This window comes from Streptomyces sp. Tek67B01, from assembly GCF_055231995.1.
Genome location: NZ_JBUYUY010000001.1, coordinates 3,969,633 through 3,993,627 on the forward strand (window position 1 = coordinate 3,969,633; position 23,995 = coordinate 3,993,627).

21 protein-coding genes and 1 tRNA gene are annotated in these 23,995 nt (G+C 71.6%); 12 read left to right on the forward strand and 10 right to left on the reverse strand.

Annotated elements, in window-relative coordinates:
* The first annotated feature begins 174 nt into the window (after positions 1-174).
* Both ACV7NM_RS17885 and ACV7NM_RS17890 read left to right on the forward strand, forming a co-directional pair.
* Complete coding sequence (locus ACV7NM_RS17885; protein ID WP_463411199.1) at positions 175-1,728, forward strand: alpha/beta hydrolase; 1,554 nt, start codon at positions 175-177, stop codon at positions 1,726-1,728.
* A 116-nt stretch (positions 1,729-1,844) separates the two neighbouring features.
* A tRNA-Thr gene (locus tag ACV7NM_RS17890) sits at positions 1,845-1,918 on the forward strand.
* Between the two features lie 120 nt (positions 1,919-2,038).
* Here the strand turns inward: ACV7NM_RS17890 and ACV7NM_RS17895 are convergent.
* From ACV7NM_RS17895 to ACV7NM_RS17925, 7 genes are all read right to left on the reverse strand, one after another.
* Positions 2,039-2,962, reverse strand: a complete 924-nt coding sequence (locus tag ACV7NM_RS17895; protein ID WP_463411200.1) for a DMT family transporter — start codon at positions 2,960-2,962, stop codon at positions 2,039-2,041.
* Positions 2,959-3,891 carry an ATP-grasp domain-containing protein gene (locus tag ACV7NM_RS17900; protein ID WP_463411201.1) on the reverse strand — a complete coding sequence of 311 codons (933 nt, stop codon included), beginning with the start codon at positions 3,889-3,891 and terminating at the stop codon, positions 2,959-2,961. Before ACV7NM_RS17900 ends, ACV7NM_RS17895 begins: the two co-directional genes overlap by 4 nt.
* A gap of 47 nt (positions 3,892-3,938) precedes the next feature.
* Complete coding sequence (locus tag ACV7NM_RS17905) at positions 3,939-4,685, reverse strand: SDR family oxidoreductase (protein WP_463411202.1); 747 nt, start codon at positions 4,683-4,685, stop codon at positions 3,939-3,941.
* Positions 4,686-4,760: 75 nt separating this feature from the next.
* Entirely contained in the window at positions 4,761-5,924 is a 1,164-nt protein-coding gene (gene metX / locus ACV7NM_RS17910) for a homoserine O-acetyltransferase MetX (RefSeq protein ID WP_463411203.1), read from the reverse strand.
* A gap of 131 nt (positions 5,925-6,055) precedes the next feature.
* Positions 6,056-7,033 (reverse strand): cysteine synthase A, encoded by a 978-nt coding sequence (gene cysK / locus ACV7NM_RS17915; protein WP_463411204.1) that lies wholly within the window; start codon positions 7,031-7,033, stop codon positions 6,056-6,058.
* 172 nt (positions 7,034-7,205) lie between these two features.
* Positions 7,206-8,030: an arginase family protein gene (locus tag ACV7NM_RS17920; RefSeq protein WP_463411205.1), complete on the reverse strand. Its 825-nt coding sequence runs from the start codon at positions 8,028-8,030 to the stop codon at positions 7,206-7,208.
* Entirely contained in the window at positions 8,027-8,797 is a 771-nt protein-coding gene (locus ACV7NM_RS17925; RefSeq protein WP_463411206.1) for a YqcI/YcgG family protein, read from the reverse strand. Before ACV7NM_RS17925 ends, ACV7NM_RS17920 begins: the two co-directional genes overlap by 4 nt.
* A 368-nt stretch (positions 8,798-9,165) precedes the next feature.
* On the opposite strand from ACV7NM_RS17925, the gene ACV7NM_RS17930 reads away from it, so the two are divergent.
* Positions 9,166-10,083: a UbiA family prenyltransferase gene (locus ACV7NM_RS17930; protein WP_463411207.1), complete on the forward strand. Its 918-nt coding sequence runs from the start codon at positions 9,166-9,168 to the stop codon at positions 10,081-10,083.
* Positions 10,084-10,096: 13 nt separating this feature from the next.
* Here ACV7NM_RS17930 and ACV7NM_RS17935 read toward each other — a convergent pair whose 3' ends face one another.
* Complete coding sequence (locus ACV7NM_RS17935) at positions 10,097-10,795, reverse strand: helix-turn-helix transcriptional regulator (RefSeq protein WP_463411208.1); 699 nt, start codon at positions 10,793-10,795, stop codon at positions 10,097-10,099.
* A 366-nt stretch (positions 10,796-11,161) separates the two neighbouring features.
* Between ACV7NM_RS17935 and ACV7NM_RS17940 the strand changes: the two genes are divergently transcribed.
* Together ACV7NM_RS17940 and ACV7NM_RS17945 are read left to right on the forward strand one after the other, a co-directional pair.
* Positions 11,162-12,406, forward strand: coding sequence for a serine hydrolase domain-containing protein (locus tag ACV7NM_RS17940; RefSeq protein ID WP_463411209.1), 1,245 nt, complete (start codon positions 11,162-11,164; stop codon positions 12,404-12,406).
* A 45-nt stretch (positions 12,407-12,451) separates the two neighbouring features.
* A complete protein-coding gene (locus tag ACV7NM_RS17945) occupies positions 12,452-12,934 on the forward strand; it encodes a GNAT family N-acetyltransferase (protein WP_463411210.1) in 483 nt (160 codons plus the stop codon).
* A 118-nt stretch (positions 12,935-13,052) separates the two neighbouring features.
* Here the strand turns inward: ACV7NM_RS17945 and ACV7NM_RS17950 are convergent, their stop codons facing one another.
* Positions 13,053-14,732: a bifunctional 3'-5' exonuclease/DNA polymerase gene (locus ACV7NM_RS17950; protein ID WP_463411211.1), complete on the reverse strand. Its 1,680-nt coding sequence runs from the start codon at positions 14,730-14,732 to the stop codon at positions 13,053-13,055.
* A gap of 382 nt (positions 14,733-15,114) precedes the next feature.
* Here ACV7NM_RS17950 and ACV7NM_RS17955 point away from each other — a divergent pair, with 382 nt between their 5' ends.
* The 3 genes from ACV7NM_RS17955 (at position 15,115) to ACV7NM_RS17965 (ending at position 18,851) form a co-directional block, all read left to right on the forward strand.
* Positions 15,115-16,281 (forward strand): DUF2786 domain-containing protein, encoded by a 1,167-nt coding sequence (locus ACV7NM_RS17955; protein ID WP_463411212.1) that lies wholly within the window; start codon positions 15,115-15,117, stop codon positions 16,279-16,281.
* A gap of 129 nt (positions 16,282-16,410) precedes the next feature.
* Positions 16,411-18,465: an FUSC family protein gene (locus tag ACV7NM_RS17960; RefSeq protein ID WP_463411213.1), complete on the forward strand. Its 2,055-nt coding sequence runs from the start codon at positions 16,411-16,413 to the stop codon at positions 18,463-18,465.
* Between the two features lie 140 nt (positions 18,466-18,605).
* Complete coding sequence (locus ACV7NM_RS17965; protein WP_190185982.1) at positions 18,606-18,851, forward strand: DUF397 domain-containing protein; 246 nt, start codon at positions 18,606-18,608, stop codon at positions 18,849-18,851.
* 131 nt (positions 18,852-18,982) lie between these two features.
* Here the strand turns inward: ACV7NM_RS17965 and ACV7NM_RS17970 are convergent, their stop codons facing one another.
* On the reverse strand, positions 18,983-19,471 hold the full coding sequence (locus ACV7NM_RS17970) for an ATP-binding protein (RefSeq protein WP_463411214.1): 489 nt from the start codon (positions 19,469-19,471) through the stop codon (positions 18,983-18,985).
* 374 nt (positions 19,472-19,845) lie between these two features.
* On the opposite strand from ACV7NM_RS17970, the gene ACV7NM_RS17975 reads away from it, so the two are divergent.
* From ACV7NM_RS17975 to ACV7NM_RS17990, 4 genes are all read left to right on the forward strand, one after another.
* A complete protein-coding gene (locus ACV7NM_RS17975; RefSeq protein WP_463411215.1) occupies positions 19,846-20,724 on the forward strand; it encodes a helix-turn-helix domain-containing protein in 879 nt (292 codons plus the stop codon).
* Positions 20,725-20,816: 92 nt separating this feature from the next.
* Positions 20,817-22,274 carry an aldehyde dehydrogenase family protein gene (locus ACV7NM_RS17980; RefSeq protein ID WP_463411216.1) on the forward strand — a complete coding sequence of 486 codons (1,458 nt, stop codon included), beginning with the start codon at positions 20,817-20,819 and terminating at the stop codon, positions 22,272-22,274.
* Between the two features lie 130 nt (positions 22,275-22,404).
* Positions 22,405-22,947 (forward strand): DinB family protein, encoded by a 543-nt coding sequence (locus ACV7NM_RS17985; RefSeq protein WP_463411217.1) that lies wholly within the window; start codon positions 22,405-22,407, stop codon positions 22,945-22,947.
* Positions 22,948-23,110: 163 nt separating this feature from the next.
* Positions 23,111-23,869, forward strand: coding sequence for a MerR family transcriptional regulator (locus tag ACV7NM_RS17990; protein ID WP_463411218.1), 759 nt, complete (start codon positions 23,111-23,113; stop codon positions 23,867-23,869).
* Positions 23,870-23,995: the final 126 nt, after the last annotated feature.

Here is a 23,995-nt window from a genome sequence, read left to right on the forward strand (position 1 = left end):
CCGCCCGTGCCGAGCGCGCCGCCCGGTTGACGTGTTCACCCGTACGAGGGGTCCGGCCCTTCCGCGTCGGCGGGACCACTTCCCCAGGGGAGGCGGGGCGGTCGGCCACCGCGGGATGCCGCGAGGCCCGCCGCTGCGCCATCCGGGGCGCCCGGCAGGTCGTAGGCTCGCCCCATGGACACCAGTCGCCTGCTGCGTACCACCGGAACCGTGATCGCAGCTGCCGGGCTGCTGCTCTCCGGGTGCACCTCCGGCGGACTGGGTGAGCCGAGGGCCTCCGCGTCCCCGGCCGAGCCGGGCCCCGTACCGGCGGCGCTGCGTCCGTACTACGAGCAGAAGCTGAGCTGGCGCGACTGCGGTGTGCCCGGCTTCCAGTGCGCCACGATGAAGGCCCCTTTGGACTACGCGGACCCGGGAACTCCCGCTTCGGCGCGGTCGATCGATCTGGCGGTGGCCCGTCGGGTGGCGACGGGCCCCGGAAAGCGGCTCGGCTCGCTGGTGGTCAACCCGGGCGGCCCCGGCGGTTCGGGAATCGGGTACCTCCAGGCGTACGCGGGCATCGGCTACCCGGCGGCGGTGCGCGCCCAGTACGACATGGTGTCCTTCGATCCGCGCGGGGTGGACCGCAGCACCCCGGTCGAGTGCCTGACCGGCCCGGCGATGGACAAGTTCACCCAGGTGGACCAGACGCCGGACGACAAGGGGGAGCAGGCGCTGCTGGTGACGGCGTTCAAGGAGTTCGCGGCGGGGTGCGAGGCCCGTTCGCGGCGCATCCTGCCGCACGTCTCGACCGTCGACGCGGCACGCGACATGGACATGCTGCGGGCGGTGTTGGGGGACCAGAAGCTGACGTACGTCGGAGCCTCTTACGGCACCTTCCTCGGCGCGACGTACGCGAACCTGTTCCCCGGTCGGGTGGGCCGGATGGTCCTGGACGGCGCGATGGACCCCTCCCGGTCCGCCCTGGAGATGAACCGGGACCAGACGGCGGGCTTCGAGACCGCCTTCCGCTCCTTCGCGAAGGACTGTGCCAAGCACCCCGACTGCCCGCTCGGCCAGGGCTCCCCGGACGCGGTCGCCGGGCGGCTGAAGGAGTTCTTCCGCAAGGTCGACGCCCAGCCCCTGCCCACCGGCGACGCGAAACGGCCGCTCGGGGAGTCGCTGGCGACGACCGGTGTGATCGCGGCGCTGTACGACGAGAGCGCGTGGCCGCAACTGCGCGAGGCGCTCACGGCGGCGTTGGGCGGCGACGGCTCGGGCCTGCTGAGCCTGGCGGACAGCTACTACGAGCGGGAGCCGGACGGCCGCTACGCCAACCTGATGTTCGCGAACGCCGCCGTGAACTGCCTGGACCAGCCTCCGGCCTTCGACGGGCCGGCTGCGGTCGAGGCGGCGCTGCCGTCCTTCGAGAAGGCCTCGCCGGTCTTCGGGACGGGGCTGGCCTGGGCTTCGCTGAACTGCGCCTACTGGCCGGTCAAGGCCACCGGCACGGCGGGCCGACTGACCGCGAAGGGCGCGGCGCCGATCGTGGTCGTCGGCACCACCCGTGACCCCGCGACCCCGTACAAGTGGGCCCAGGGCCTCGCCGAACAGCTCGACTCGGGCACCCTGCTGACCTACGACGGCGACGGCCACACGGCGTACGGGCGCGGCAGCGACTGCGTCGACACGGCGATCAACCGCTACCTCCTGGAGGGCACCCCGCCGGCGCCGGCCAAGCGCTGCTGACCCCCGCCGCCCGCCCCCGCAGAACCCGGTTCGGGGCACCCCGTTCAACCCTGTAGACTTGGCGCCGCTGCTGATGAGAGCACCTCTTCGGGGGGATTCTTGTCGAAACCAGCGGTGCCGCCTTAGCTCAGTTGGCCAGAGCAACGCACTCGTAATGCGTAGGTCTCGGGTTCGAATCCCGAAGGCGGCTCTGTGGAACCCCCAGGACTCACTCGCCGTGACCTGGGGGTTTTGCTATTTCCGGGGTGGGTCGGGGGAGTGAAGCCGGCGGTGCCGGGGCGTCCGCCGGGGGTTCACGGGGTGGCCGGGGTCACGAGGTTCGGGCGCGTTGCGTGACCACGATGCAGGTGAGGACGATGGCGGCCGTGAGGGGGACGGCCGGCGTGATGTGTTCGCCGAGCAGGAGCACCGCCCAGACCAGGGTCAGCAGCGGCTGCGCCAACTGGAGCTGGCTCGCCCTCGCCACGCCGATGAGGCCCATGCCCTTGTACCAGACCACGAATCCGCCGAACTGCGAGACGGCCGCGATGTAGGCCATGCCGACCAGGGCCTTCGCGGTGAGGTGCACGGGTTCGTGCGGGAGCGCCCACAGGGACACGGCGATGTTGACGGGAGCGGCGAGCACCACGCCCCAGGCGATGACGCGCCAGCCCGGCATGCCCGCCGCGGAGAGGCGCCCGCCGAAGGCGTAGCCCGCCGCGCAGACCAGCAGGGCACCGAAGAGGTAGAGGTCCGCGACGGTCGGCCGGCCGTGGTTCTGCGCGAGCGTGAACACGATGACGGTCGCGGCCCCGACGCCGGCGGCGGCCCAGAAGACCTTCGAGGGGCTGCGCCGGGTGAGGACGGCCGAGAACACCGCCGTGGCCATCGGCAGCGCGCCGATCACGACCGCCGAGTTGGCGGTGGACGAGGTTTGCAGGGCGAGCGTGGTGAGGAGGGGGAAGCCGACCGCGCACCCGCCGGCGACGACGGCGAGCGCGAGCCAGTCCCGGCGCGCCGGCAGGGGCGCCCGGGTGATGAGGAGGGCGGTGACCGCGATGACGGCGGCCAGGACGCCGCGCACTCCGATGGCGCTCCAGGGCCCGAACCCGTCGAGTGCCCACACGGTTCCGGGGAAACTGAAGGAGAAGCTGAGCACGCCGAGCGCGGCGAACACGGTGCCGCTGGAGACCGCCGGTGTACTGGCGGGTGCGGGTGCGGGTGCGGTGGCGGGGGAACCCTGCTGTGCGGTCATGACTGTCCGTTCTTTCGCTTCCGAGGGATTTGTTCCAACCGTACGGAGATGACCTGCGCGAACCGGGTGGCGGAGGTTTCCGAGAACGGCATGCTGAGCGAGGGTTCGCAGAGTTCGAGTTCGAGGAGCAGGGGCTGTCCGTCGTCGTCGCGGATGAGGTCGACGCGGCTGTAGAGCAGCGGCTCCTGGAGCTCCAGGTGGGCGGCCGCGGCGTCCAACGCGGCTGCGGCGACGGCTCGTTCGTCCGCGGCGGCGTCCCGCGCCGTGCGGGCGTCCTGCGTCGGTTCGTCGACCGTGCCGTCCGACAGGAGCAGCGCGCGCTTGCGGATGGCGTGGCTGTAGACGCCGCCGAAGTGGATGAGGTCGGTCTCGCCGTGGCGGTCGATGGAGTCCAGGTAGGGCTGCAGGATGACGTGGGAGCCTTGGTCGAGCAGCTTGGCGACGTACGCGGCGGCCTCGACCTCAGACGAGCGGGAGAAGCGCTGCACGTCGCGGGAGTAGGCGCCGACGGTCGGCTTGACCACGATCTCGCGGGCCCGCGCGTGCCGGTCGAGGAAGGTGCGCAGGGCGGCCTCCGGGTCGGTGCCGGGGGCCACGAAGCCGCTCGGGACGACGGGAACGCCCGCCTCCGCCAGGTCGGCGAGGTAGTGCTTGTCGAGGTTCCACCGCACCACCGGGAGCGGGTTGAACAGGTACGTCACGTCGGTGACGTACTCGCACCACTCCACGAACTCCCCGAGGCTCTCCACGTAACTCCAGGGGGAACGGAGCAGGACGGCGTCGAAGCGGTCCCATTCGATGTCCGGGTCGCGCCAGGAACATATCTCGGCCCTGATGCCGGCGGCCAGGCAGGCGTCGAGCAGCAACGGCATGTCGTAGTCGATGACGAGGCTGGTCTCGTCGGTGACCAGGGCCAGATGGTTGCCCATCGGGTGACTCCAATACGGGGTGGGGGACGGGGGAGGGGCCGGGGCGCCTACCACGGGACGGTTTCGCCGCCGTGGGTGTAGGAGCCGGTCGGGCCGTCGTCGCCGAGCAGGGCCATGGCCACGCTCGTCCGGGCGCCTTCCGTGACGTCGAGGTCGCCCGCGCCTTCGTTCATCCCGGTCTTGGTGTAGCCCGGGTGCACGGCGTTCACCTTGACCGGCGTACCGCGCAGTTCGTAGGCGAGGTGGACGGTGAAGGAGTTGACCGCGCTCTTGGAGGCGCTGTAGGCCGGGAGGGACTTGAACATGGGGGTGTACGCGTACGACCGCGGGTCGCTGTGCGTGGTCAGCGAGCCGAGCAGGCTGGAGACGTTGACGACGCGACCGGCCGCGGACCGGCGGATGAGGGGGAGGAGGGCCGTGGTCACCTCGACGACGCCGAAGAGGTTCGTGTCGAAGGTCTCGCGCCACTGCCGCATCGGCTGCTCGGACGGCAGCTTCCCGTACTCCTCGGTCCGGATGCCGGCGTTGTTGACGAGGATGTCGAGGCGGCCGTGGCGGCGGTCGACCTCCGCCGCGGCGGCCCGGACGCTCGCGGGGTCCGTGACGTCGAGCACGAGGGGGTCGGCGGCGCGGCCGTCGGCCCGCAGCTTCTCCGCGGCCTCGGTGACCGCCGCGCGGTCGCGGCCCGCGAGGAGCACGCGGACGCCGCCGGAGGCGAGTTGACGTGCGGTCTCGAAGCCGATGCCCCGGTTGGCGCCGGTGACGAGGGCGATTTTGGAGGAAGGGTCGGGCATGCGGACTCCAGGGCACGAGAAGAGGGTCGGGAGGGGGAGGAGAGCGGGGCGGGCGGGGCGTGGAGGACCGTTCGGCTAGAGCGTGGTCAGGAACTTCGCCACGGGCGCTCCGAAACGGGCGGTGTCGATCAGGAAGGCGTCATGTCCTTCCGGTGAGTCCATGGCCAGGAACTCGACGTCCGTGCCGCCGGCGGCGAGGCCGTCGGCGATCTGCCGCTGCTGGCGCAGCGGGAACAGGATGTCGGTCTCCACGCCGATGACCAGCGCCTTTTCCAGCCGGATGCGGGCTAGGGCCTCATCGGTGGTGCCCCCGCAGGACTCGCCGAGGTCGAACCGGTCCATGCAGCGGCTGAGGTAGAGGTAGCTGTTGGGGTCGAAGCGGCGGGCGAAGCGGCGTGCGTGCCGCTCCAGGTAGTCCTCCACCTGGAATTCATGGCCGAACGGGTCACCGCCGGAGGGGTCACCGCCGATCGGATCGCCGCCGGAGGGGCTGCCGCCGTCCCCGTGGTTCTGCGGCGCGATGCGCGCGCGGCCGAAACGGCCGTCCCATTCCAGGGCGGACCGGTACGTCATCATGCCGAGCTTGCGCGCGGTGAACATGCCGCGCTGCGGATAGGCGGCCTGGTCGTACCGCCCCTCGTTCCAGTGTGGGTCACACCTGATCGCCTCGCGTTGCAAGGAGCGGATCGCTATCGAGAACGGCAGGGCGCTCGCCGCACCGCAGATGTTGATGTGGGCGCGGGCCAGACCGGGGTGACGGGCCAGCAGGGACAGTGCGCTCATGCCGCCCATGGACGTGCCGATCACGCACGCCGGCCGGTCGACGCCCAGGGCTCGTACCGCGTGGGCGGCGGCGTCGGCGATGTCCTCCATCGACAGGTCCGGGAAGTGGGGCCCGTACGGTTCGCCGGTGGTGGGGTCGGGTGACGCGGGGCCGGTCGAGCCCTTGCAACTGCCGAGCGAGTTCATGCAGATCACGTACCAGCGATCGGTGTCGACGGGCTTTCCGGGCCCCACCATCGCCTCCCACCAGCCGGGGTCGGTGTCCGCCGGGTGGGAGGCCGCGTGGGCGTCGGGAGAGAGCCCGGTGAGGATCAGGACCGCGTTGTCGCGTTCCGGGGTCAGCCGTCCGACGGTTTCGTACGCGATGCGCGCGCCGGTCAGGTTTCCGCCGTGCCGCATGGTGAAGGGGGTGGGGAGGTCGATGAAACGGGCCGCGGGGGGGATGAATTCCCTCATGGGTCTGGTTCCTGCCAGTGATGTGTGCCGCGTGGAGACGGTGTGCCGCGAGGTGGTGCTGGGCCGCGAGGTGTCGGTGTGCACGGCGAGGCGGTGGTGTGGGCGGCCGTGGGGCCGATCCGCCCGCCCGGTCAGGCCGCGCCCTCGTCCGTCTCCAGGGAGGCGAGCCACTCGTCGTCCGAGCCCTCGACCATCCCCTCCATCAGGAACGTGGAGAGGTAGCGCTCGCCGGTGTCCGGGAGCATGGCGAGGAGTACGGAGCCGGCCGGGGCGGTCCCGGCGACGCGCAGCGCGGTCGCCAGGGTGGCACCGGCCGAGATGCCCGTGAAGATGCCCTCCTCGGCGGCGAGCCGGCGCGCCGTGTCGCGCCCTTCCACCTCGTCGACGGTCACCAGCTGGTCGATGACGCTCGCGTCGAGCACGCCCGGGACGAAGTTCGGGGCCCAGCCCTGGATCCGGTGGACGTTCCATTCCTGTCCGGCGAGGACGGCGGCGTTGTCCGGTTCGGCGGCCACGATCCGGACCTCGGGGCGGGCCGTCTTCAGCATCTGCCCGACGCCGGTGAGGGTGCCGCTGGTGCCGAACCCGGTGACGAAGTAGTCGAGCCGCTTGCCCGCGAAGTCGCCCAGGATCTCCGAGGCGGTGGTCTCGCGGTGGTAGGCGGGGTTGGCGGGGTTGTCGAACTGGTTGGCACGGAACCAGCCGTGTTTGGCGGCGAGTTCGTCCGCGATCCGGTTGCCGCCGCTGCTGCCGAGGCGGCCGGGGAAGAGGAGCACCTTGCCGCCGTAGGCGCGGATCAGCTTGCGCCGTTCCGCCGAGTACGTGTCGCCCATCACGGCCACGAACCGGTAGCCCCGGGCCGCGGCCACCATGGCCAGGGCGATGCCGACGTTCCCGGAGGTGCACTCGACGATGGTGTCGCCGGGCTTGAGGAGTCCCTTCGCCTCGGCGTCGAGGACGACGGAGAGCGCGAGGCGGTCCTTCACCGAGCCGCCGGGGTTGAAGGACTCCACCTTCACGTAGACCGTGGTGTGTGCGGGAGCCATGCGGTTCAGCCTGACGATCGGGGTGCGGCCGATGGTGTCGAGGATGCTGTGGTGGAGGGGCATCGGTAGGTACTCCTTGGCAGGCGGAACCAGCGGCGCTGTCCGCGGGGATCTGTCAGGTGGGGGGGGCGGGGCCGGTGGGGCGGACCGGCCGCGGGGGGCCGGCGGCCGGCCGAGCCCGTGGTGTGTCTCTCGGGGTCTTATCCCGGAGCTCGGGGAGTCAGGGCTTGGGGAGTCAGGGCCTGGCGGCCGGGACCTTCTCGAAGGCGGGCGCGATCATGTCGAGGATCGTCTCGACCGCCCGGGCGCTGAGTTCCTCGTTCAACGGGGCGTTGAACTCGGCCAGTTCGACGCCGCGGAGCTGCTCCGCCGGAATCGCCTCGAAGATCGCCCGGATCTGCGACGGGAGCAGGCCGTCCGGCACCGTGTAGTCGGCCGGTACGTGTCCCGGTTCGAGGACGTCCCAGTCGATGTGCACCCACACCGGGGAGTCGCCGATGGCGGCCAGGATGTTCTCCGCCGTCGTCTGCGCCGGGGGGATGACCCGGACGCCGTGCTCGGCGATCAGCTCGGCCTCGGCCTCGTCGATGTCGCGGGACCCGACCAGGACGGCCTGCCCGGGGCGCAGGCCGGAACCGTGGCCGCTGTCCCAGAGTCCGCAGGCGCCGGCGAGGACCATGCCGCCCAGGTAGCCGGTGCCGGTCGTCTCCGGCGTGTTGAAGTCGCCGTGCCCGTCGATGTAGAGCACAACGGCGTCCGGGTGCTCCCTGGCCACCACCGGCAGGGTGCCGAGGCTCGCCGAGCAGGTGTTGGAGATCATGACCGTCCGGCTGCCGTTCGCGATGCTCTCGGTGACGGCCCGGCGCAGCCCGGTCAGCGTGTCCCGTGCTTGGGGAAGGCTGACGCTCCAGTCGTCGTCCGCGGGGGGCGCGGGCTCCCCGACGAAGCGGCCGGTGAGTCCGTAGCGCTCCTCCAAGGCCCGCGCGATGCGGGCGGCACCCTCGATCATCCGGGGCTCCCGGTCTGCCACCCGCCCCTGGGACACGATGAGCTCGATCATTTGGTGAGGATCTCCTGTTCGTTTTCAAAAGCCGTCTGGGGTCGGAAAGGGCAGATTCCCTTTCGCTCGGCGTTTTCCTCGATGAGCCCGTACTGGAGCCATTCGAGGGCTCCGACGCCGTATGAGCCCAATTGTGGCGAGTGTCGAATTCCGTCGTAGCGGTGTATTCGGTTGCGGATGTTCGCGCGGACCTTCCGGCCGCTCGGCGTCTCTCCGGCGAACACGTCGAAGCGTTCCCGTGGATTGACGACGATGGCGAAGTGCTCGCCGAGGTTTCTGCTGCGTCGGTTCCGGTGTGCCGGATTGCTCATGTTGCAGAACAACGGCATCCCGTTGAAGCACATCGACCAGGATGCGGAATCCGGATCGTCGCCGACCCCGGTCGGCCACGGTGCGGGATCGAGGTGGTGCAGTTCTTGCAGCACCCGCCAGCCGAAGGCGTGGTACTCCTCGACGGTGGCCCCGGTGACGGCCTCCTTCGAGAACATCACGAGCAGGGGATATGCGGTGTCGAGCTGACCGTCCCAGTCCCGGGACAGCTCGACGTACTCGGTGAGGGCCTGCGCCAGGTGCCGGAAGCCGTCACTGTCGGCGCTCTCCACGAAAGCGAACCTGAGGAGCTGCTTGCGGAACGCGTTCCGGGAGAAGACGCACGGGAAGTCCGGACCGGCGAGCCGTGATGCGATCTCGTCGAGGGCGGCGCGGTGCCATCCCCCTCCACCTTCGAGGACTTGCGTCTGGGAGATCAGCTTCGTGGTCTGCTGCAACCTTTCCACCTGAGCATCCATTTCTACGGGCCCTGCCGTTTCGAATGAGGGGGTGAGAGGGTCGGTGCCCCTTTCTGGGGCTTGCCGCGCACTCCGGCACATTCGCGGAGGCAGGGATTCCGGTACGGGTGTTTTCCATTACCCCCACCGTGGCCTCCGGATCAGGTCACCGGGCCGCGGCATCGCCATCGTGTCGCAGGAATTCGGGATTCCGCAACGCCTTGCCACCAAGGGCTCAGTGGGGGTGTACACCACGTACGCCCATGGTTGTATGGCGACGCGCCCGAGGCCATTCCTAGGCTGCGGTCGTGATGAATTCCGCTGGCTACCTGAGCGTCCCCGTTCCGGCTCGCATTCCGGGTCTCCGATTGTCTGCCGCGGCACGGGCGGCTCGCCTGTGCTGGGCGGAGGCGCGCCCGTCGGTACAGCTGGTCTTCCTGCTGCGTTTCGCGGTGGGGACGGTGTCGGCCGCCACGCCGCCACAGGCGCCGGGCCGGGTCGTGCTCGGCATGGCGGCCTGGTGGTGCGCCGTCGCCTGCGCGTACCTGCTCAACGGGGTGACGGACGTCCGGGAGGACCGGGCGAACGGCTCCAGGCGTCCGATCGCCCGGGGCGACCTCTCGGTCCGCTCCGCCGCGACCGTCACGGCCCTGCTGGCCGTCGCCGCGCTGGCGTTCGGCGGGCTGGCGGGGGCCGGGGTGTTCGGGTGGGTGGTGGGCTTCCTGCTGCTCGGCTGGGCGTACTCGGCCTCTCCGGTGCGGGCGAAGGAGTCGAGCGTGCTCTGCGCGGTGGTGGTGTTCGGCCTGGGAGCGACCTCGTACGCGGCCGGTGTATCGGCGGCCGGGTCCGGGTGGACCGTGACGGGCGCGGTGTTCGGCTGCGTGATGTCGGCCTGGATGGCTCTGGTCGGCTCCCTGGTCAAGGACCTGGGCGACGCCGGCGGGGACGCGGCCGGGGGGCGGCGGACGGTGGCTGTCGTCCGTGGCGTGGCGGCGGCGCGGGCCCTGGCCGTGGCGGGTGCCGTGCTGGTCGGCGTGGCCGGCGCCGCCGCTGCCGCGCTGTGGGCACCGCAGGGCCTCGTGGGGACGGTGCCGGTGGCGGTCGGGGCGGCGTGGGTGGTCTTCCGGGTGGTTCGGGACGCCCGGAGGCCAAACGCCGACCGCGAGCAACGGCGCGGCGCCTACCGGGCGTTCATGGTGACGCAGTACGTCGCGAACCTGCTGATGCTGGGCACGCTCGGCGCCGCCTTCGGCGCGGCGCTCGGCGCGGCGCTCGTCGCCGGGTGAGCCCGTCGTGCGGTCAACCCTGGCCCGGGAAGGCCTTGTTCAGCGCTTGCACCCGGGAGCCGGCCCCGAGTTTGCGGTAGGCGTTGTGCAGATGGCGCTTGACGGTCGCCTCGCTGATCTCGAACCGGCGGCCTATCAGGCGGTTCGTCAGTCCCGCGCGCACCGCTTCCAGGATCTGCCGCTCCCTCAGCGTGAGCAGGTCGAGGGCCTGCGCGTCCGGTGCGTCCACCAGGGCCTCGGAACCCCGCTCCGGCGCTTCGGGGGCGGGCGGCCGCAGGGCCTCCTCGTAGCCCCTGATCCCCTGGTACAGCCGGCTCCCGGCAGCGGCCCGGAAGGCGGTGCTCACCGTCTGCGCCGCCGTGTGCCGCTGATCGACCTCCACCAGTTCGACGGCTTCTCCCACCGCGACCTGCATGGCCTGCCAGAGCACCTCGGCCGCCCGTACCGACTCGGACACCGGCACCTGCTGGACGACGCGGTGGGCCCCCAGCAGCCGGGAGTACTCGCGGACGCCCGGGGGCTCCGCGTGCTCACCGGCCTCCAGGGCCTGCGCGCACTCGGCCACGATGTTCTCCGCCTGATGGCGGCACTGGCGCCAGATGTCCTCGCGGGACACCAGTGGGCTGCCGAGTCGTCCCAGCGCCGCCCGGTACGCCTCGATGATCTCGGGTGTGGCAGCACGGAGCTGCTGAGCAGCCGCCTGATGACCCACTGGTGTCTCCTTCCGGCCACGAAGCGTCGCGGCCGCCCGTCCCGGTGACGCTCTGGCGTGTGATGGCGTGGGGCAAGCTAACATCCGATCGGTGCACCCGAAAGAGAAGATCCACTTGGTGGGATCGGGGGTCACCGCGCGTAGTCGTCGCTGGCTGTGGTACCAAGTGGGAGTCGACCCTCCTACTGTGAAGCGCGCGGACAACAGCCGCTGTATGGCTTGCCGTTCGGGTCTGCGGCTCGCGTGTTCCACGGTTTTGGCCGGGGCTGTCGGGGCCTCCCGGTGGCTGGTTCCGGTCGCCGGGGTGAGGGGGGCGGGCTAGGTTGGGTTGGTGGTGCTCGGGGGTCTCGTGGTAGGAGGCCAGGCATGACGAAACGGTGGCGCGGTGCGGCGGTCGGGGCGGCCGCGGTGGGGCTCGTGGTCGTGCCGCTCGGAGTGAGCGCCGGCTATGCCTGGGATACGCCTGGCTCCTCGGCCGCACCGGTATCCGTGACGCGTACGACGACGCAGCCGTCGCCCCCGACGGCCGACGAGTTCGCGCAGCTGACGCCCGACGTGAAGCGGCAGTTGGACGAGGACGTCCAGAAGGTGATGAAGGAAGCCCACGTCCCCGGGGTGATCGTCTCCCTCTCGGCACCCGGCAAGGGGACCTACGAACGCGCTTTCGGTGTGGCCGACAAGGCGACCGGCGCCCCGATGACACCGAATCTGAACATGCGGATCGGCAGCGAGACCAAGACGTTCACGGTCACCGCCCTGCTGAGGCTGGTCGACCAGGGCAAGATCGGGCTCGACGATCCCATCGGCAAGTACGTCTCGGGGGTTCCGAACGGCGGCAAAATCACCCTGCGTCAGCTCGCCGAGATGCGCAGCGGCCTGTTCAACTACTCGGCGGACCCCGGGTTCTACAAGGCGCTGACCGGTAACCCCCGCCGCCCGTTCACCCCACGGGAACTGCTGGCGTACTCCTTCAAGCACCCGGTGATGTTCGCGCCGGGAGCCCAGTTCTTCTACTGCAACACGAACTTGATCCTGCTGGGTCTGGTGGTGGAGAAGGTCAGTGGGGACAAGCTCTCCGACTACATCCGGCACAACGTGATCGAACCCGCCGGGCTGCACCACACGTTGTTCCCCGCCGGCGCCGAGTTCCCGAACCCGCACGCGCAGGGCTACACGAACCAGACGGCCTCCGGGAAGACGGAGGACGCGGCGGACTGGAACCCCTCCTGGGGCTGGGCCGCCGGGGCGATGATCTCCGACCGCGACGACCTGAAGACGTGGGCCAAGGTGCTGGCCACCGGTACGCTGCTGACGCCCCAGACCCAGGCCCAGCGGTTGAAGGTCCTGGAGGCGGACAACATCCCGGACTCCGGTTACGGGCTCGGCATCTTCAACGTCGAAGGCTGGATCGGGCACAACGGTTCGCTGCCCGGCTACGAGTCCCTGACCATCTACCTGCCCGGCCCGCAGGCCACGCTGGTGGTACTGCTCAACACGGACATCACGTACCAGGGCTCCGAGCCCAGCACTCTCTTCGGCCAGGCGATCACCAAGACGGTGACTCCGCAGCACGTCTTCGATCTGCCCGCCCAGCCCGTGACCGGCCACTGAACCCCTCCCACCACACCCCCACCCCGTTCGCGCACAATGGGCCGCATGGACGATCAGACGCCGGGGCGGCGGGACGAGCAGGTGCGGCTGCGGGTGGCCGGGGAGGCGGACGTCGAGGTGGCGGCCGAGCTGTTCCGCGGCTACCTCGACTTCTACGAGGTGAAGGTCGAGGACCCGGGCGCCCCGGGCGCCTTCCTCGCCGAGCGAATCCGGGGTGACGAGTCGCTGGTCCTCCTGGCCGACGTCCCGGAGGTGGGAACGGTCGGCTTTGCCCAGGTCTACCGGACCTTCGCGTCACTGCTGCTGCGACCCATGTGGATCCTCAGCGATCTGTACGTGGCCCCCTCCGGCCGCCGCACCGGCGCGGGCCGGGCGCTCTTGCACGAGGTCCTGCGCCGGGCGGCGGAGGCCGGAGTCGCCGGCGTCCAGTTGGAGACGGCCTACGACAACCACATCGCGCAGGGCCTGTACGAGTCGGAGGGGTTCGTGCGGGAGGGGTACCACATCTACTTCCACGACCTCGACTGAGAGCCGAGCCGAGCCGAGTCGAGTTCAGTCGAGCCGTGCCGGGGCGAACTGTTCGTGGATCAAGCGTGTTTCACGTGAAACATTTGCCGGCGTTAGGCGAAGACGGGGAAGACCGGGCTCACTTCGCGTCCGCGTAGCACTCCACGACGGCCGTACTGAACGGGAAGCGGACCGGGGTTTCGCCGAAGGTGATCCGGCCGGCCAGGTCACCGGCGGCGCGGATGGCCTCCGCGACGGCCTCGGCTTCCTCGGCCGGGCAGTGCACGATCACCTCGTCGTGCTGGAAGAAGACCAGTTCGGCGCGCAGCCCGGCGCCAGCGATGGACTGCCGCAGGGCGGCGAGCATCAGCAGCGCCCAGTCGGCGGCGCTGCCCTGTACGACGAAGTTGCGCGTGAAGCGGCCCCGGGCGCGGGTGTCGGTCGAGGCGTAGCCGGGGGTCCAGGCGCCGTCCTCCCGGTCCTGCGGGAGCCCGGCCTCGCCGTCGTCCTCGGCGGGGCCGGCGGGTGGCGGGCAGGTCCGGCCGAGCCAGGTGCGCACCAGGCGGCCCTCTTCGCCCGCCTTCGCGGCGTCGTCCACGTACGCCACGGCCCGGGGGAACCGGCGGCGGAGGGCGGCCAGATTCTTGAGGCCGTCTCCGGAGGTCTGTCCGTAGACGGCGCCGAGCACGGCCAGTTTGGCCTTGTCCCGGTCGCCGGAGAAGCCTTGGCGGGAGATGGAGGTGTAGAGGTCCTCCGGGCGGCCGGCCACCTCCATGAAGGCCGGATCGCGGGAGATCGCGGCGAGTACCCGCGGTTCCATCTGGTCGGCGTCGGCGACGACGAGCCGCCAGCCGGGGTCCGCGACGACGGCCCGGCGGATCACCTTGGGGATCTGTAGGGCGCCGCCGCCGTTGGTCACCCAGCGGCCCGTCAGGGTGCCGCCGGGGATGAACTCGGGCCGGAAGCGACCGTCGTGGACCCAGTCCCCGAGCCAGGACCAGCCGTGGGCGGTGTAGATCCGGTACAGCTTCTTGAACTCGATGAGCGGTGCCACGGCCGGGTGGTCGAGCCCCTGGATCTCCCAGCGGCGGGTGGACTTGAGCTTGATGCCGGCCTCGGCGAAGGCCTTGACGACGTCGGCGGGCAGCTCGGGGTGCACGCGGCGGCCGAACGCGGCGGAGATCCGGTCGGTGAGTTCCGCGAGACGCCTGGGTTGGCCGCTGCCGGCGTAGCGCTCGCCGAGCAGCTCGGTGAGAAGGGCCCGGTGTACGTCGGCCCGCCAGGGCAGTCCGGCGCGGTGCATCTCGGCGGCGATGAGGAACGCGGCGGACTCGGCGGCGGTGAGCAGGCGCGTGCGGTCGGGGTGGGCGGTGGCGTCGTGCCGTGCCGCCTGGTCGGCGTGGACGGCGATGAGGGCGTCCAGGGGGACCGGGGCCGGGCGCGGATCGAACAGCGAGTCCTGCGTTCCCGGCTCCGCGGCGCGTGCCGGGGGGTCGGGCGGGACCGGCAGCCCCCGCAGCCGGGCCCAGGCGGCCGCGGCGGAGCGGGGCTCCCCGAACCGGCCCTCGTGGCGGAGCAGCAGTTGCTCGGCCTCCTCGATGTCGTAGCACCGCTCGACGCGTACTCCGGCGGTGAGCAGGCGGGGGTAGACAGCGGTGGTCGACTGCCAGACCCACCGCGTGTCCGTGGGCGCGGCGCGGACCGCCTCGGCGGGGTCGCGCACGCGCAGTGGGGCGGTCCCGGTGGGGGACAGGGGGGCGGCGTGCCACCAGCCGTCGGCGTCCTCGGCGAGGGCCCAGCGGGTGGCGTGCTCGTTCATGGGTGCGAGTGTCCCACCGGGGGCCGACAGTGGGGGTGCCGGTGGGTTGTGGCGCGGGGGCGCTGCGCTGCGCGGCCCCGGCTCCGCCCTGGCTTTCCGGGGTTCCGCCCCGGGCCCCGAGCCTCAATCGCCGGCGGGGCTGGGTTTGCCCGCCGGGCTGGCCGCGCCCGATTCGTCGGCGGCGATGGGGTTGGCGGGGCGGCCGGGTTGGTGCGGGGGCGTTGCGCTGCGCGGCTCCGGCTCCGCCCCGGGCCCTGCGCCTCAATCGCCGGCGAGGCTGGATTTGTCCGCCGGGCTGGGTTTGTTTCCGGGCCGGATTTGCCCCCCGGGCTGGGTTCGGCCCCGCGCCCGAGCCGGCGGGGTGGCGTGTCAGGGTGGAGGGGTGAAAGACATTGTCGACCGCGCCTGCCGAGTTGCCCTCTACGCCCAGGACGACGCCGCGCTGGATACCGGTGCCTCGCTGCTCGCCGCCGATGACGCCCGGTGGGGCGGGGTCGCGGCGGAGTTCTTGGGGCGGGGGGAGACGTACGTGCGGCAGGCCTGGGAGCGGGGCTGGCGGCCGGCGGACGTGCTTCGGTTGGTCCGGCGGGAGTTGGAGGAGCGGCACGTACGGATCACCTCCGACCTCATCGCCGCCGAGGCGCGCCGCTACGCCCGGCTGCCGGAGCGGTGGACGGACGCCGAGGTGTGGTGGTCGCAGGACGCCCGCTACGGCGACCGGCTCGCGCAGCGCGAGAAGACGGACCGGTTCACGCTGGCGACGGCGGTGCTGGAGGTGTTCCGGCTGCTGATCCGGCTGCCGTCGATCGAGCCGGTCGGTCCGCTCCCGGGCGACCCGACCGCCCTTTCCGAGCACGCCCACATCGAGCCCCGGATGCTCGGCCGCATCCGCGCGCTGCTCGCGAAGGCCGAGGCCACCACCTACCCGGAGGAGGCGGAGGCGCTGAGCGCGAAGGCCCAGGAGCTGATGGCCCGGCACACCGTCGACGAGGCCCTGCTCGCGGCCGGGGGCGGGGGGCCGGCGCGGACGCCCGGCGCCTGTCGCATCGGCGTCGAGCCGCCGTACGAGGAGGCCAAGGCCGTACTCCTCGACGCGGTGGCCACCGCGAACCGCTGCCGCGCGGTGTGGAACAGCGGCTTCTTCTTCTCCACGGTGGTCGGCTTCGAGAGCGACCTGGAGGCGGTGGAGCTGCTGTACACCTCGCTGCTCGTGCAGGGTACGGCGGCGATGACCCGCGCCGAGGCCGCGCAGCGCTCGGGCGGCCGGAAGCGCACCAAGACCTTCCGGCAGTCCTTCCTCCTCGCCTACGCCAGCCGGCTCGGCCACCGCCTCGCCGAGACCGCGGAGCACACCGCGTCCGAGAGCCCGGCCCATCTGCCCGCGCTGGTGGCCCGGGACGTCGCCGTCACCTCCCGTGCGGAGGAGATGTTCCCCCGCACCACGACCACCCGCCTGCGCGGCGCCACCGACCACGCGGGCTGGGAGGACGGCACGGCCGCCGCCGACCGCGCCCACATGGCCGGCCGCCGTCACCCCCTCCCCGGCTGACCCCCCCCGGCTGACCTCCCCGGCCGGCCCCCAACCGCCGAGCCCCCCCGCCCGGCCCCGCCCCCGCCGCGCGCCGCCGGCCGCGCGGGCTCCGCTACCGGCCACGCCCGTCCCGTTACGCTCGCTCCCATGAGCTGGCTCCGGGCGCTGAAGGACACCGCCCGGGCCGGCATGAAGGTCGAGCGGGCCCGGCTGGAGCCGCTCGTCGCCGTGCGAGCCGCGGCCGGGCTGGCGATCGTGATCGCCGTCGGGCTGGCCCTCCTCGGGCCGGGCGCCGCCGCCAGTTCGGCCTTCGGGGCGTTCGCGGCCGCCACCTCCACCCTCCAGCAGAGCTGGCGCCCGCGCCCCGTGCTGGCGCTGGCCTCCGGCCTGACGCTGGCCGTGTCCACCTTCGTCGGCTACCTGGTCGGCTCCCGCCACACCCTGGCGTTCTTGGCCCTGCTCGCCGTCTGGACCTTCCTCGCCGGCCTGTTGTGGGCGGCCGGCCCCACCGCCGGGATCATCGCCTCCGGCAACGTCGCGATCATGCTGGTCACCGTCACCCTGCCGACGTCCGCCCCGCAGGCGGCCGGTCACGCCGCGATGATCGCCGCCGGCGGTGTCGTGCAGGCGCTGCTCATCGTCCTGTTCCCGATCCGCCGCTGGGGCGCCCAGCGCGACGCCCTCGCCGACGCGCTCGCCGCGGAGGCCGACTACGCCCGCCGGCTGCGCCACGACCCCTTGGCCTCCTTCGACCCGCAGCCCCTGATGAAGGCGCGGGACGCCGCCACCGTCACCGCCCGCCAGGCCCGTCGTCGGCCCGCCGAGCTGCACGGGGCGCGGGGGCTCGCGGAGCGGATCCGGCCGGTGTTGGCCTCACTGGCCGATCCGGCGGTCGGGGCCCGCGCCGAAGGACCGGCCCGGGACCGGGTGTCCGAGCTCCTCGCCGCCGCCGGAGCGGTCCTGGACGCCGCGGCGCGGGCGATCCGGCACGGGGAACCGGTCCGGCTCCCGGCTCCCTCCCTCGCCGTGCTGAAAGCCCCGGACCAGGGTGACCTGCTCCAGGGGGCCCCGCTGCGGGCCGCGCGCCGGCTGACGGCGCTGCTGGACGAGGTACTGGAGACCGCTGAGCCCGGGTCCGGCCGGAGCGCCGATCCCGGCGCCGCGATGCTGCGGCCCACGCTGCCCGCCCTGGTGCCGGTGGTGGTGAAGGCGGTACGGGCCGAGCTGAGGCCGGGGTCACCGGTGCTGCGGCACGCCCTGCGGGTCACCGCCGTCGTCTGCGCGGGCTACGCCATCGGCCAGGCGCTGTCGTTCGGGCACGGCTACTGGGCGCCGATGGCCTCCGTGATGGTGATGCGGCCCGATTTCACCCAGACCTGGTCCCGGGCGGTCGCCCGTTTCGGCGGCACGCTGGTCGGGGTCTCGGTCGCCACCGCCGTCGTGCGGCTCGCGCAGCCGGGGATGTACCTCTCCGGGTTGCTGGCCGTGCTCAGCGCGGGCCTGATGTACGCGCTGATGCGCACGGGTTACATCGTCGGGCAGGCCTGTCTCTCCGCCTACGTGGTGTTCCTGCTCGGCATGGGAGGCCTGCGCTGGGACCAGACCGTTCCCGACCGGGTCACCCTCACCCTGGTCGGCGGGGTCCTGGCGATGGTCGGGTACGCCCTCTACCCGGCCTGGGAGACGCCTCGGCTGCGCGCCCTCCTCGCCGACTGGCTCGCGGCATGCGGGCGGTACGCGCAGGCGGTGCTCGCCCGGTACGCCGATCCGGGCGGCGCCGGGCGCGAGGACGACGTCCGGCAGGCGCTGCTGGCCACCCGGGACGCCCGAATCGCCTGGCAGGACGCGCTCGCGCGGGCGGCGGGCGAACCGGTGCGCCACCGCGGGTTGTCCCGCGCGGCGGCCGAGGAGGCGGCCGACGCCGTGGCCGCGCTGGGTCGGGCCGTCATGCTGCTGGAGGCGCACATCCCGGACAGCGCCCACGCCCCGGTCCCCGGCGCGGCCGCGCTGGCCGAGGCGGTGCGGACCGACGCCGAGGCGGGGGCGAGGGCGGTGCGGGAGCGGCGCGTCCCGGAGTGGGGCGCGGTCCGGGCCGTTCTGGCCGATCCCGAGTGGGAGGGCGAGGAGTCAGGGGTGCTGCGGGCGGCGGCGCGGCGCGTGCTGGAGGCGCTGGAGGAGCTCTCCGAAGCGCTGCGTGCCTGATCAGCGGGGCTACGGGGACCCGAGTCGGCTACCCGGTGATCACAACGGCACCCTCCGTGCACGTGCATCTGCCCGTGCAGCAGTCCTTGAACAGAGCTATGATCCCGTGCAGTTGACATCTGCACTATCGGGGGCTTCCTGTGGACCACGCGTACAACGGGATGGCAGCTGCAGAACTCACTTCCTTGTTTGGGCTGACCTGGCAGAAGAGCAGACACAGCAATTCACAAGGTTCCTGTGTCGAGTTCGCCAAACTGCCGGGCGGCGACGTCGCGATGCGCAACTCGCGCTTCCCGGACGGCCCGGCGCTCATCTACACGCCGGCCGAGATAGTGGCGCTGCTGCTGGGCGTCAAGGACGGCGAGTTCGATCATCTGGTCATCTGAACCGCCGATCGTCCCGGACGAGGTACAGCGCCACATCCAGCCATGCACGTGCACCGGCCGGGACTGATCGCAGAGATCAATCCCGGCCGGCGTGTGTGTTCGTGCGTGTCGCCCGTCGGTTCGCGGCCGTCTCACTCGTGGAGTAGGAACAGCGCCCAGACGACCTTGCCGGTCAGTCGCCCCGCGAGCGGGTGCCAGCCCCAACTGTCGCTGTACGAGTCCACCAGGAACAGCCCGCGCCCGGACTCCAGGTCGCAGTTCTCGTCGGTCCGCTCGGGCGAGAACGCCCCGCCGGGCCGGTCCTCGCTGGGGTCCCGCACCGCGCACACCAGCCGGGTGCTCCACCGCATCAGGTGCAGCCGTACCGGGGCGTCCGGGTCCGTGACCACCCCCCGCGCGTCGTCGGGCAGGGCATGGCGAAGCGCGTTGGTGACGAGTTCCGAGACGACGAGCGACACATCGTCGAAGCGCTGGTCGAGGCCCCACTGGGACAGCGTCGAGCGGGTGAAGGAGCGCGCTCCGCGCACGGCTTCGAACCGGGCGGGCAAGGCGCAGGACGCGGACCCCGAGACGGCCGTGGGGTCGACCGGGGGCAGCCCCTGCCGTAACGGCTCGAGCATGGTCGATCCATTCGTCCCCATGCGAGGCACTCCCGGGATTCGCGGACGGAGCGGCGTCTCCGGCCAGAAAGAACTGCGGGGTGGGTCCGGCGCCGGCGCGAAGAGCACGCAGGTGCGCGGGGACCATCGTTCCGAATGCCGAAGCCGTATGCAAGGGCAGATGCACGTGCACGCGCCGGACCTGTCCCGTCCGTCATGGTTCTTGCTCATTTCTTCCTACGCATAGTTGCGGACTTCTTTTCCGGGACGCCGGATTCCGTTACAGAACGAGTACGGGCAGGTGCGTTTTGGTGGCAGACTGCGGGCCCTGGGGTTCGGGGGCCCCGGCGACGCAGCACGCAAACGACAGCGCTGACCACGCGCACACCATTGCGATGGGGAGGGCAGGACTAGTGACCGCAGAAGCCAGCGGTTCCGTGGTGCGCCGCATCCTCCTGGGCTCACAGCTCAGGCGACTCCGAGAATCCCGCGGCATCACCCGTGAGGCGGCCGGCTACTCGATCCGCGCATCCGAATCGAAGATCAGCCGCTTGGAGTTGGGAAGGGTGAGCTTCAAGGCCCGGGACGTCGAAGACCTCCTGACGCTCTACGGAGTCACGGACGGCGCGGAGCGGGAGTCCCTCCTGGGTCTGGTCCGCGAAGCCAACGCGGCGGGCTGGTGGCACAGTTACGGCGACGTACTGCCCGGCTGGTTCCAGACGTACATCGGCCTCGAAGGCGCCGCCTCCCTCATCCGCATCTACGAGGTCCAGTTCATCCACGGGCTGCTGCAGACCGAGGCCTACGCCCAGGCGGTCGTCAGGCGCGGCATGCCCGACGCCACAGCGGCCGAGATCGACCGTCGCGTCGCGCTGCGTCTGGAGCGCCAGAAGATCCTCGTCTCCGAGAACGCCCCCGTCTTCCACGCCGTCCTCGACGAGGCCGCGCTGCGCCGCCCGTACGGCGACCGCGCCGTGATGCGCGGTCAGTTGGAGCACCTGATCGAGGTGTCCCAGCGCCCCAACGTCCAGCTCCAGGTGATGCCCTTCTCCTTCGGCGGCCACGCCGGCGAGAGCGGCGCGTTCACGCTGCTGCGCTTCCCGGAGTCCGACCTCCAGGACATCGTCTATCTGGAACAGCTCACCAGCGCGCTCTACCTGGACAAAGACGAGGAAGTGGCGCAGTACGCCCGGGCGATGGAGCGGCTCCAGGCGGACTGCCCCGATCCCGACCAGACCCGCGATGTCCTGCGCGGGCTCCTTCAACTGTCTTGATTCGCACGTAGTATGACGTCTGATCAGTGCATGACGACGACCGATCGGTCTCCGGTGCAGCGCACGGGTGCGCGCTCGCAGTAAGGGATGGCATGTCCATATTCGACGACCTGGCTCACCAGTACATCGATGGCGAATGGCTGCCCGGCGCCGGTTCGTGGGACATCATCGACGTCAATCCCTACAACGGTGAGAAGCTCGCGGCGATCACCGCGGCCACGGTCGACCAGGTGGACCGGGCCTACCGCGCCGCCGAGCGCGCGCAGCGAGAATGGGCCGCCACCAGCCCGTACGCGAGACGTGCCGTCCTGGAGCGGGCCCTGCGGATCACCGAGGAGCGCCGCAAGGAGATCGTCGAGGCGATGATCGACGAGCTCGGCGGGACCCGCCCCAAGGCCGAGTACGAGGTCCACCTCGGGATGGAGTTCATCCGCGAGGCGATCCAACTGGCCGTCCGCCCCGAAGGCCGCATCCTTCCCTCGCCGGTCCAGGGCAAGGAGAACCGCGTCCAGCGCCTCCCGGTCGGCGTCATCGCCGTCATCAGCCCCTTCAACTTCCCGTTCCTGGTGACGATGAAGTCGGTCGCCCCGGCGCTCGCGCTCGGCAACGCCGTCGTGATCAAGCCGAACCAGAACGCCCCGGTGGTCGGCGGCGGGGTCATCGCCAAGATCTTCGAGGACGCGGGGCTCCCGGCCGGACTGCTGAACGTCCTGGTGACCGACATCGCCGAGATAGGCGACGCGATCCTCACCCACCCCGTCCCCAAGGTCATCTCCTTCGCCGGTTCCGACCGGGTCGGCCGGCACGTCGGCGCCGTCGCCGCCCGCCACTTCAAGCGGACCGTCCTGGAACTCAGCGGCAACAGCGCCCTGGTCGTCCTCGACGACGCCGACCTCGACTACGCGGTGGACGCGGCCGTCTTCAGCCGCTTCGTCTACCAGGGCCAGGTCTGTATGGCGGCCAACCGCATCCTCGTCGACGCCTCCGTCGCCGAGGAGTTCACCGAGAAGTTCACGGCCCGGGTGCGGAGCCTGAAGACCGGCGACCCGCACGACGCCGACACCCACATCGGCCCCCTGATCAACTCCTTCCAGGCCGACGCCCTGACCGCCCTCGTGGAGCGGGCCGTCGAGGAGGGCGCGCAGGCGCTCGTACGCGGTTCTACGCGCGGCAACCTCGTCGAACCGACCGTGCTGGCCGGACTCCCCGAGGACTCCCCGCTCCTGGGCCAGGAGATCTTCGGCCCGGTGGCGCTGCTGGTGGTGTTCGACGGCGAGGACGAGGCCGTCCGCCTCACGAACGCCACCCCGTACGGGCTCAGCGGCGCCGTGCACACCCGGGACGTGGAGCGCGGTGTGCGGTTCGCCCAGCGGATCGAGACCGGGATGATCCACGTCAACGACTCCACCATCGGCGACGAGCCGCTGGCCGCGTTCGGCGGCGAGAAGGCCTCGGGGCTCGGCCGCCTGAACGGCGAGGCGACGGTGGAGGCCTTCACGACCCAGAAGTGGATCTCCGTGCAGCACGGCCGGACGAACTTCCCCTTCTGATCCACTGCCTCGGGTCCAGGCACCGCCGGGTTGCGGACAGAGGTTGACCGCAAGTCTCCGTAACGTGTTCCTCGTCGGCAGGAAGGCCGGCAGGAGACAGCAAGACGCACCCCCTACGGAGGCGGTCAGCATGGTCACGCACGTTCCCGCGGAGTCCTACGGCGATGAGCGCGGCGCGCTCCTCTCCTTCGTGGAGGCCCAGCGCGGCGGCATCCGCCGCTCGCTGCTCGGTCTGAGCGAGGAGCAGGCGGCGAGCCGTCCCAGCGCGAGCGAGTTGTCCTTGTCGGGGTTGCTGAAGCACTGCGCGGAGTGCGAGCTCAACTGGCTGCGGATGGCGCAGCAGCGGCCGAACGAACGGCAGCGCACGCAGGAGACCTGGGGCGACTCCTTCCGGCTCGTCGGGGAGGAGACGACCGCGGAGATCCTCGCGTTCTGGGACGACGTGGCGGCGCAGACGGCCGGTTTCATCGCGGGCCTGGAGAGCCTGGACGAGACGTTCCCGCTGCCCGACGCGCCATGGTTCCCCAAGGACGGCAAGGTGTCGATGCGGTGGATGCTGCTGCACCTGATCGAGGAGTTCGCCCGGCACGCCGGGCACGCCGACATCGTGCGCGAGTCCCTGGACGGCAAGACGGCCTTCGAGCTGGTGGCCGAGGCCGGGGCGGCCGGATAGCGGTACGGGGCGGCCGGGCAGCGCTCCGGGGCGGCCCGGAAGCGGTACGTGGACGGCGGCGGCACGCGGACGGCGGCGCGGCGGTCCCACGCGGGCGGACTTGCACCTCACCCCGCGTGAGGGCCCACAGTGAAGGGCGTACCCAACCAAAGGAGCGGGAGCGATGGGCTACTCCGTGGGCCAGGTCGCCGGTTTCGCCGGAGTCACGGTGCGCACGCTGCACCACTACGACGAGATCGGCCTGCTCCGTCCGAGCGGGCGCAGCGGGGCGGGGCACCGGCGGTACGACGACGCCGACCTCGACCGGTTGCAGCGCGTCCTGTTCTACCGGGAGCTCGGCTTTCCGCTCGAAGAGGTCGCGGTCCTGCTGGACGGCCCCGACTCGGATCCGAGGGAGCACCTGCGCCGGCAGCACGCCCTCCTGTCCGACCGGATCGACCGGCTCCAGCGGATGGCCAAGGCCGTTGAGCACGCCATGGAGGCGCACCAGATGGGAATCGACCTCACCCCCGAGGAGAAGTTCGAGGTGTTCGGGGACTTCGACCCAGACGAGCACGCGGCGGAAGCACGGCAGCGCTGGGGCCACTCCGACGCGTACGAGCAGTCCGCCCGGCGGGCGGCTTCCTACACGAAGGAGGACTGGCGGCACGTCCAGGCCCAAGCGGACGACATCAACCGGCGCCTGGCGCGGCTGCTGGAGTCCGGCGCCGCCCCGGAGTCCGAGGCGGCCATGGACCTGGCCGAGGAACACCGCGGATCGATCACCGCGAACCATTACGACTGCTCGTACGAGATGCACACCCGCCTCGGTGAGATGTACGTCGCGGACGAGCGGTTCACGGCGTACTACGACGCCGTCCGTCCGGGGCTGGCGGTTTTCCTGCGGGACGCCATCCTGGCGAACGCCGTCCGCGCCGTGTGACCCACGGCGTGGCCCGCGCACCGTCCCCGCACCGTCCCGGCACCCCCCTCGTACCGCCCCCTCCCGGTCCCTGGAACCCGGTGGGGGCGGTGTGCGTTCATAATTGAAACCACCCGTGATTGAAAC

What these genes read in the sequence shown, in the direction of transcription:
- ACV7NM_RS17920 (WP_463411205.1), bottom strand. Translation starts at nt 8,030, where the DNA reads ATGATCGAGCTCATCGTGTCCCAGGGGCGGGTGGCAGACCGGGAGCCC.
- ACV7NM_RS17985 (WP_463411217.1), top strand. Translation starts at nt 22,405, where the DNA reads ATGGTCACGCACGTTCCCGCGGAGTCCTACGGCGATGAGCGCGGCGCG.
- metX (WP_463411203.1), bottom strand. Translation starts at nt 5,924, where the DNA reads ATGAGGGAATTCATCCCCCCCGCGGCCCGTTTCATCGACCTCCCCACC.
- ACV7NM_RS17885 (WP_463411199.1), top strand. Translation starts at nt 175, where the DNA reads ATGGACACCAGTCGCCTGCTGCGTACCACCGGAACCGTGATCGCAGCT.
- ACV7NM_RS17975 (WP_463411215.1), top strand. Translation starts at nt 19,846, where the DNA reads ATGGGGAGGGCAGGACTAGTGACCGCAGAAGCCAGCGGTTCCGTGGTG.
- ACV7NM_RS17970 (WP_463411214.1), bottom strand. Translation starts at nt 19,471, where the DNA reads ATGCTCGAGCCGTTACGGCAGGGGCTGCCCCCGGTCGACCCCACGGCC.
- cysK (WP_463411204.1), bottom strand. Translation starts at nt 7,033, where the DNA reads ATGCCCCTCCACCACAGCATCCTCGACACCATCGGCCGCACCCCGATC.
- ACV7NM_RS17980 (WP_463411216.1), top strand. Translation starts at nt 20,817, where the DNA reads ATGTCCATATTCGACGACCTGGCTCACCAGTACATCGATGGCGAATGG.
- ACV7NM_RS17895 (WP_463411200.1), bottom strand. Translation starts at nt 2,962, where the DNA reads ATGACCGCACAGCAGGGTTCCCCCGCCACCGCACCCGCACCCGCACCC.
- ACV7NM_RS17960 (WP_463411213.1), top strand. Translation starts at nt 16,411, where the DNA reads ATGAGCTGGCTCCGGGCGCTGAAGGACACCGCCCGGGCCGGCATGAAG.
- ACV7NM_RS17950 (WP_463411211.1), bottom strand. Translation starts at nt 14,732, where the DNA reads ATGAACGAGCACGCCACCCGCTGGGCCCTCGCCGAGGACGCCGACGGC.
- ACV7NM_RS17990 (WP_463411218.1), top strand. Translation starts at nt 23,111, where the DNA reads ATGGGCTACTCCGTGGGCCAGGTCGCCGGTTTCGCCGGAGTCACGGTG.
- ACV7NM_RS17900 (WP_463411201.1), bottom strand. Translation starts at nt 3,891, where the DNA reads ATGGGCAACCATCTGGCCCTGGTCACCGACGAGACCAGCCTCGTCATC.
- ACV7NM_RS17905 (WP_463411202.1), bottom strand. Translation starts at nt 4,685, where the DNA reads ATGCCCGACCCTTCCTCCAAAATCGCCCTCGTCACCGGCGCCAACCGG.
- ACV7NM_RS17940 (WP_463411209.1), top strand. Translation starts at nt 11,162, where the DNA reads ATGACGAAACGGTGGCGCGGTGCGGCGGTCGGGGCGGCCGCGGTGGGG.
- ACV7NM_RS17945 (WP_463411210.1), top strand. Translation starts at nt 12,452, where the DNA reads ATGGACGATCAGACGCCGGGGCGGCGGGACGAGCAGGTGCGGCTGCGG.